Annotated in this window: 3 protein-coding genes and 3 pseudogenes; 2 read left to right on the forward strand and 4 right to left on the reverse strand. The window is 62.8% G+C overall.

The window, feature by feature from the left end:
- A pseudogene (locus tag I71_RS07985) lies at positions 1–479 on the forward strand (MFS transporter); the annotation flags it as partial.
- 254 nt (positions 480–733) lie between these two features.
- A complete protein-coding gene (locus I71_RS07990; protein WP_042693614.1) occupies positions 734–1,624 on the forward strand; it encodes a LysR family transcriptional regulator in 891 nt (296 codons plus the stop codon).
- Between the two features lie 655 nt (positions 1,625–2,279).
- On the opposite strand, the gene I71_RS07995 is transcribed toward I71_RS07990, so the two are convergent.
- The 4 genes and pseudogenes from I71_RS07995 to I71_RS08010 form a co-directional block, all read right to left on the reverse strand.
- Positions 2,280–2,462: a hypothetical protein gene (locus tag I71_RS07995; protein WP_042693611.1), complete on the reverse strand. Its 183-nt coding sequence runs from the start codon at positions 2,460–2,462 to the stop codon at positions 2,280–2,282.
- A gap of 66 nt (positions 2,463–2,528) precedes the next feature.
- Positions 2,529–2,855 (reverse strand): annotated as a pseudogene (locus tag I71_RS08000) (transposase); the annotation flags it as partial.
- A 145-nt stretch (positions 2,856–3,000) separates the two neighbouring features.
- On the reverse strand, positions 3,001–5,322 hold the full coding sequence (locus I71_RS08005; RefSeq protein WP_049975982.1) for a PAS domain S-box protein: 2,322 nt from the start codon (positions 5,320–5,322) through the stop codon (positions 3,001–3,003).
- 749 nt (positions 5,323–6,071) lie between these two features.
- A pseudogene (locus I71_RS08010) lies at positions 6,072–6,422 on the reverse strand (methylmalonyl-CoA mutase family protein); the annotation flags it as partial.

Here is a 6,422-nt window from a genome sequence, read left to right on the forward strand (position 1 = left end):
TTGACGCTGACTCCCTCGTCAGCGGCGTGATCCTGGCAAGCTACGGCGCCTTCCGCCCCGACACGCCGCATCTGGTGATCCTGGGCGCGCTGCTGCTGGGCGGCTTCTTCCGCTCGCTGCAATTCACCGGCATGAACACGCTGAGCTATGCCGAGGTGCCGCAGCCGATGACCAGCCGCGCCAACACGCTGGCCAGCGTGATGCAGCAGCTGTCGATGAGCCTGGGCGTCGCCGTCGGCGCCACCGCGCTGCACCTGACCGTGCAGTGGAGCGGCACGCTGACGCCAGCCTCCTTCGTTCCCGCCTTCCTGACGGTGGGGCTGATGGCCTGCGCCTCCAGCCTGCCCTTCTGGCACCTGCCCGCCGACGCCGGCGACGAGATCAGCGGCCATATCGGCGTCCGTTCCCCCTCCAAGCAGGAGGGCAACGCCCACAGCGCAACGGTCAAGGCCGCCGCCCTGAGCGACGCGGCGGATTAGAAAAACAAGGTTGAAGGGCCGGTCCGCCGTTTCCGGGAATCGGAAAAAGCCCCATCCATTCTGCGGATATATCGCAATCGCTGGGACTTCGGATGAGAATAACTCCGGCGGTCATGATTAATTTTCGTGCGAGTCAGGGTTGGTAGCGCGTGCGTTCCGGGCGCGTTCCCGCTATAAACATGCATGGCGGCCATGCGCCGACCTCAAGATAACGGGAGGCTCCGGGCGGCTGCGCACCGGGGCGGGACAGCATGATGGATTGGGACAAGCTTCGGGTCTTCCACGCGGTGGCCGAAGCCGGCAGCTTCACGCATGCCGGTGAGACATTGAACCTCAGCCAGTCGGCGGTCAGCCGCCAGATCAGCGCGCTTGAGGAAAGCCTGGGCGTTCCCCTGTTTCACCGCCACGCCCGCGGTCTGATCCTCACCGAACAGGGCGAGTTGCTTCACCGCACCGCCCGCGACGTGTTCGCCAAACTGTCGATGACCGAGGCGATGCTGACCGAAAGCCGGGAGCATCCCAAGGGTCCGTTGCGGGTGACGACGACGGTCGCCTTCGGATCGACCTGGCTGACGCCGCGCATCAACGAATTCATGTCGATCTACCCCGACATCCAGCTGACGCTGCTGATCGACGATGACGAGCTGGATCTGGCGATGCGCGAGGCGGACATCGCCATCCGCATGAACACGCCGCGCCAGCCGGACCTGATCCAGCGGCACCTGATGTCGATCCGCTTCCACCTCTATGCCAGCCAGAACTACCTGAAGAAGAAGGGGACGCCGAAGACGCTGGCGGAGTTGGACAACCACGACCTGATCACCTACCCGCCCGACGTTCGGGCGCCGATCCCCAACGTCAACTGGATCATGGAGATGGGCGACCCCTCGCCCAACCGGAAGCCGATCCTGCAGGTCAACAGCGTCTACGCCATTTACCGGGCGGTGGAGAGCGGCCTTGGCATCGGCGCGTTGCCCGATTTCCTGGTCGACAGCTTCTCGAAGGATGTGACGCGGATCCTGCCGGATGTCGACGGACCGAAGGTCGACGCCTACTTTGTTTATGCCGAAGAATTGCGCCATTCCAAGCGCATCGCGGTTTTTCGCGACTTCCTGGTCAAAAAAGTGGCAGAAACTCCGTTCTAACCACGAACATTTTCAGTGATCCTGTAAGAGAATTGCCAAAAACGACAGCGCCGCTCCGACTTACCGGAGCGGCGCTGTCGTTTTTGGCATTTTTATTAGCTTCCTAAGGGACTTCCGAAGCCATGCGTGCCTTGCATGGTAGATTTATACATTTATGCCTGGAAAGTTGGCAGCAGAATGGTCAAATTTTGATCGTTGGATGTTGCGACGCAGCATCCGATGTTTCGTCCCGGGGGTCTCCCCTCCGGGGTTGGGTCCTCGGACCCAGCGTCTCCCAGACGTGAAGCCTCCCTGTTCAACTCGCCGCTAATCCAACGGGTTAGCGGCGGTTTTTTTATGTGCGCAGGGGCTGGGGTCTCACCGGGGTCTCAGGATTGCTTCGCTTGATAGGCTGGCTCTCCCCAGCGCAGTCGGCAGCCCCAGCACGAGCGGGCGCTCGTCCACCTGCTGATCATGGCGCCACTCGCCAATGGACCGGACCCTTTCCGGCGTTCTCGAACATCCCAACGCCGCGCAACAGTCCCAGGTTGCCTGCTGCCGAACCCTCCCTGCGCCCGGCTAGCGCGAGTCGGGGCTCTCCCTGCGCCAGGAGGTTTGCCCCCCAGCAGCTGGCAGCGACGGAACCACAGCGCTCCCGCCGCGCCTTGGCCGCCTCTCAGCAGCGGCGCAGCCGCGCCGCCACCGCGAAACCGCAGCGATGACGCAGCAGATCGACCGCACTTTGGCCACGCATCGGCAGCGCGCACCACAGCGCCGCACAGCGGCGGTACAGGGCCGCATTCAGGGTGCGCTGGCGATGGCTTTCGGCGTGATCGGGGATGTAGGCGCAATAACGCAAACTGTTAGCAGACCCCGCCTAAAGGCACCGTCAACTCGTTGCCCGTCACGGTTCGCGAGGGCTCTAGACCAGCACATTGAGCACGAAACCATCGCGGTCGACGGCCCGCCAGAGATACTGCTCCTTGCCAGCGATGGTCAGGACCACTTCATCGAGGTGCCATTTGTCGCCGCGCTGGGGAGCGCGCCGGCGCAGCTGGTCGGCGATATCGCGACCGAACTTCAGGCCCCACTGCCGCACCGTCTCATGGCTGACGAGAATGCCGCGCGCGGCCGGCATCTCCTCGACCATCCGCAGGCTCAAGGGGAAGCGGAAGTACAGCCAGACCGCCGTCGCGATGACCTCAGCGGGGTAGCGGTAGCTGGCATGACGGGGATCACGGGACGTCGCCATGGCGACCCTATACCCGGCACCAAGCCGGCGCCCCAGCGCCAACTTGACGGTGCCCGGTGACGTGGCAGCTTATGAAAGTGGCCAGGGCTTGACTGTGTCCCTTGGGCTGGCTGCTCCCTTCCGTGGGAATGTTCCGCAACTCCAGTTATCGCCGGTCAACGAACTCGGAGATCACGGTTTTGAGCACCGACGGCTGTATCGGCTTGTGCAACAGCCGCAGTCCATGAGCCTCGGCTTCCTTCAGACGTTCCGGGGCGGTGTCGCCGGTGATGATGAGGCTTGGAACCGGCCGCTTGTAGAGGGTGCGGATATGCCGGATCGCGTCGGCGCCGGTGCAGTTCGCCCGTAGCCGGTAGTCGGCGATGATGAAGTCGGGCGCATGCAACTGCCCTTCGAGCAGGCTCAGCGCCTCCTCCTCTGAGGTGGCGGTCAGCACCTCATAGTCCCAGCCCTCGATGATCAGTCGCAACGCCTTGAGGATGGCCGCCTCGTCGTCGATCACGAGGATAGTCGCCTTCCCTCTCCCCATCGACCAGACAGGCTCATTGAGATAATGCACGTTTTGCGGCTTGTCGAAACCGACAAGCGGCACCGTGACGGCGAAGACCGATCCCTTGCCCTCCCATGAGCGCACCGTTACCGGGTGGTCCAACAGACGTGATAGCCGCTGCACGATGGCCAGCCCAAGACCGAGCCCCTGGCTGCGATCCCGCTCCGGATTGCCGATCTGAACGAACTCCTGAAAGATGTCGGTGAGCCGGTCGTCTGGGATGCCTATTCCGGTATCCCAGACCTCCACCCGGATCGCCCCCTCCTGTCGGCGGCAGCCCAGGGGGATGCGGCCGCGCGGCGCGTAGCGGACCGCGTTCGCCGCAAGATTCCGAACGATCTGACCGAGCAACGTCAGATCGGTCCTCACGATGGCCGAGGTCGGCACGGCCTTGAGCGCGAGCCCCTTGGCAATGGCCAGCAGTGTGAATTCGTTGGCGATCCGTTCGAGCAGCGGCCAGAGCGGGACGTTGGCCGGCGTGGGGACGACGATCCCGGCGTCGAGACGGGAAACGTCAAGCAGCGAGTCGAGCAACATGTTCAGTGCTTCCAGCGACGACTTCAGGCCGCCCATGGCCGCCACCGTGGGCGGATCGCCGCTTTTCTCCTCCAGCGCCGATGCGAAGAAGACCAGCGCTTGCACCGGCTGGCGGATGTCGTGGCTGGCCGCCGCCAGAAACTGTGACTTGGCAAGATTGGCTCGCTCCGCCTCATCCTTCGCTCGCTCCGCCTCCTCCTTAGCCAGCTCGGCCTGCTCCCTAACCCGCTCGGCCTCCTCCTTGGCCACGCGCAACGCTTCCTCGGCCTGCTTGCGGTCGGTGATGTCGCGAGCGACACGTACGAAGCCGCGCATGCGGCCCTGACGGTCCCACAACGGGGTGATGACGATCTGCGCCCAGAAGCGTGAGCCATCCTTGCGGACCCGCCAGCCCTCAATCTCGGCACGGCCGCGCTCGCGGACGTCATCGAGAATGTGGCGGGTGCCGATCTGGGCCTCCAGTGGATCCAGCACCTCCATCGGTCGGCCGATGACCGCGTCGGCAGCCCAGCCGGTGAGGCGCTCGGCGCCTGCATTCCAACTGACGATCCGACCGTCCACGTCGAGCCAGGTGATGGCGTAGTCCTGCACGCTGTCGATCAGCAGGCGCAGGTTCTCCTCGCTCTGGCGGAGGTTCTCCTCGGTCCTCTTACGCTCCGTGATGTCTCGCACGACACCCGTAAAGATCCGTTGGCCTGAGACCTGCGCTTCGCCGACCGCGAGATCCATTGGGAAAGTGCTGCCGTCCTTGCGGCGCCCCTCGACCTCCCGGCCGATGCCGATGATCCTCCGCTCCCCCGTCGCCAGAAAGCGTGCCAGATACCCGTCGTGGGCGCTGTGGTAGGGTTCGGGCATCAGCCTGTTGACGTTGTGGCCCACCATCTCCGCGGCGCGGTAGCCGAAGATGCGTTCGGCCGCCGTGTTCGCCGAGAGCACGGTACCGCATCCATCGATGGTGATGATGCCGTCGACCGTCGTCTCCAGGATGGCCCGGGTGCCGGTCTCACTGTCGCGCAGCCGCTGCTCGGTCGCCTTGCGCTCGGTGATGTCGCGAACAATGCCGGCGAACAGGCGGCTGCCGCGCAGACGGCTCTCGCCAACGGCGAGATCCATGGGAAAGATGCTGCCATCCTTGCGCCGTCCGAGCACCTCTCGCCCGATGCCGATGATCTTGGGCTTGTTGGTCGCCTTGTAGGCCGCAAGATAGCCGTCATGCTCCGACTGGTACGGTTCAGGCATGAGCATCTTGATGTTCCGGCCGACAACCTCGGCGCGGGCATAACCGAAGATGCGTTCGGCGGCTGGGTTGAAACTCTCGATGCACCCGTTCTCGTTGATGATGATGATGCCGTCGACCGTGGCCGTGAAGATCGCGGCCATCCTTCTTTCCAGGCGAATGAGCGCACGGCGAAGCACCCACCTGGAAAGAAGGAGAGCGCCACCAATAACCGCAAGGATGGATATCGTGGCCACCAGAGGGAGGGTCATCTCGGAGAACATATTTTTGTATGCTCCTCATCACCTCTTCACAGTATACGGACAGAATCCATCCGGAAATTGGTCGAAATCACATGTTGTTCACACTTGATAAAGCGAGTTACAACACGGAAAATAACCTACCTCCTTCGCGCAAATTCTTCCGTATCCATGCTAAACATGGTCAGCATAATCATGATCGATATGAAAAACAAGGAATGGATGTGACGAAATAGTCAATGATCTCTTTAAGGCTATTTGGGCTTTTGCCATTCAGCACGGGAAACGAAGAATGGAGCCTGAATAGCAACTGATACATTTGGCGAATTCCACGGTGTGCCATCACGGTCTGGGAGCGGCGGCTGTTGAAGTGGCATCCTCAAGGCAGAAGCCCGATCATGTCGCTCAAGCCGCAGACCATTCCGCCGGTGCCCGAGACGACCGCGACCGTCGCCCGGGCCGCCTGGTACGGACGTATCTGTGCCACCGCGTCGTCGGCGCTGGTTTCCTCTTCACCGAACCAGCAGTCCAGGCTGGAAACGGCAAGATCACCGGTATGCAGTTGCGGGCTTCGCGGGTGACTGTCTCATTGAGGTCTCGGCGACTCGCATCGCTACCCGGCAGCGACTCCACGTCGGCTGGAACCCCGGTGCAAGGCGCGCGGCGCGCAGCTTGGCGATCTCCATGAAGAAATTCATGCCGATGGAGAAGAAGAAGGACAGGCGCGGCGCGAACTTGTCGACCGGCAACCCCTTGGACATCGCGGCGCGGACATATTCCAGCCCGTCGGCGATGGTGAAGGCCAGCTCCTGCACCGCCGTCGCCCCCGCCTCCTGCATGTGGTAGCCGGAGATCGAGATCGAGTTGAATTTCGGCATGTGCTGGGAGGTGTACTCGATGATGTCGGCGATGATCCGCATCGAGGGTTCGGGTGGGTAGATGTAGGTGTTGCGGAACCATGACTCCTTGAGGATGTCGTTCTGGATGGTCCCGCTCAGCTTGTC

This window comes from Azospirillum sp. B506, assembly GCF_000333595.1.
Taxonomy (GTDB): domain Bacteria; phylum Pseudomonadota; class Alphaproteobacteria; order Azospirillales; family Azospirillaceae; genus Azospirillum.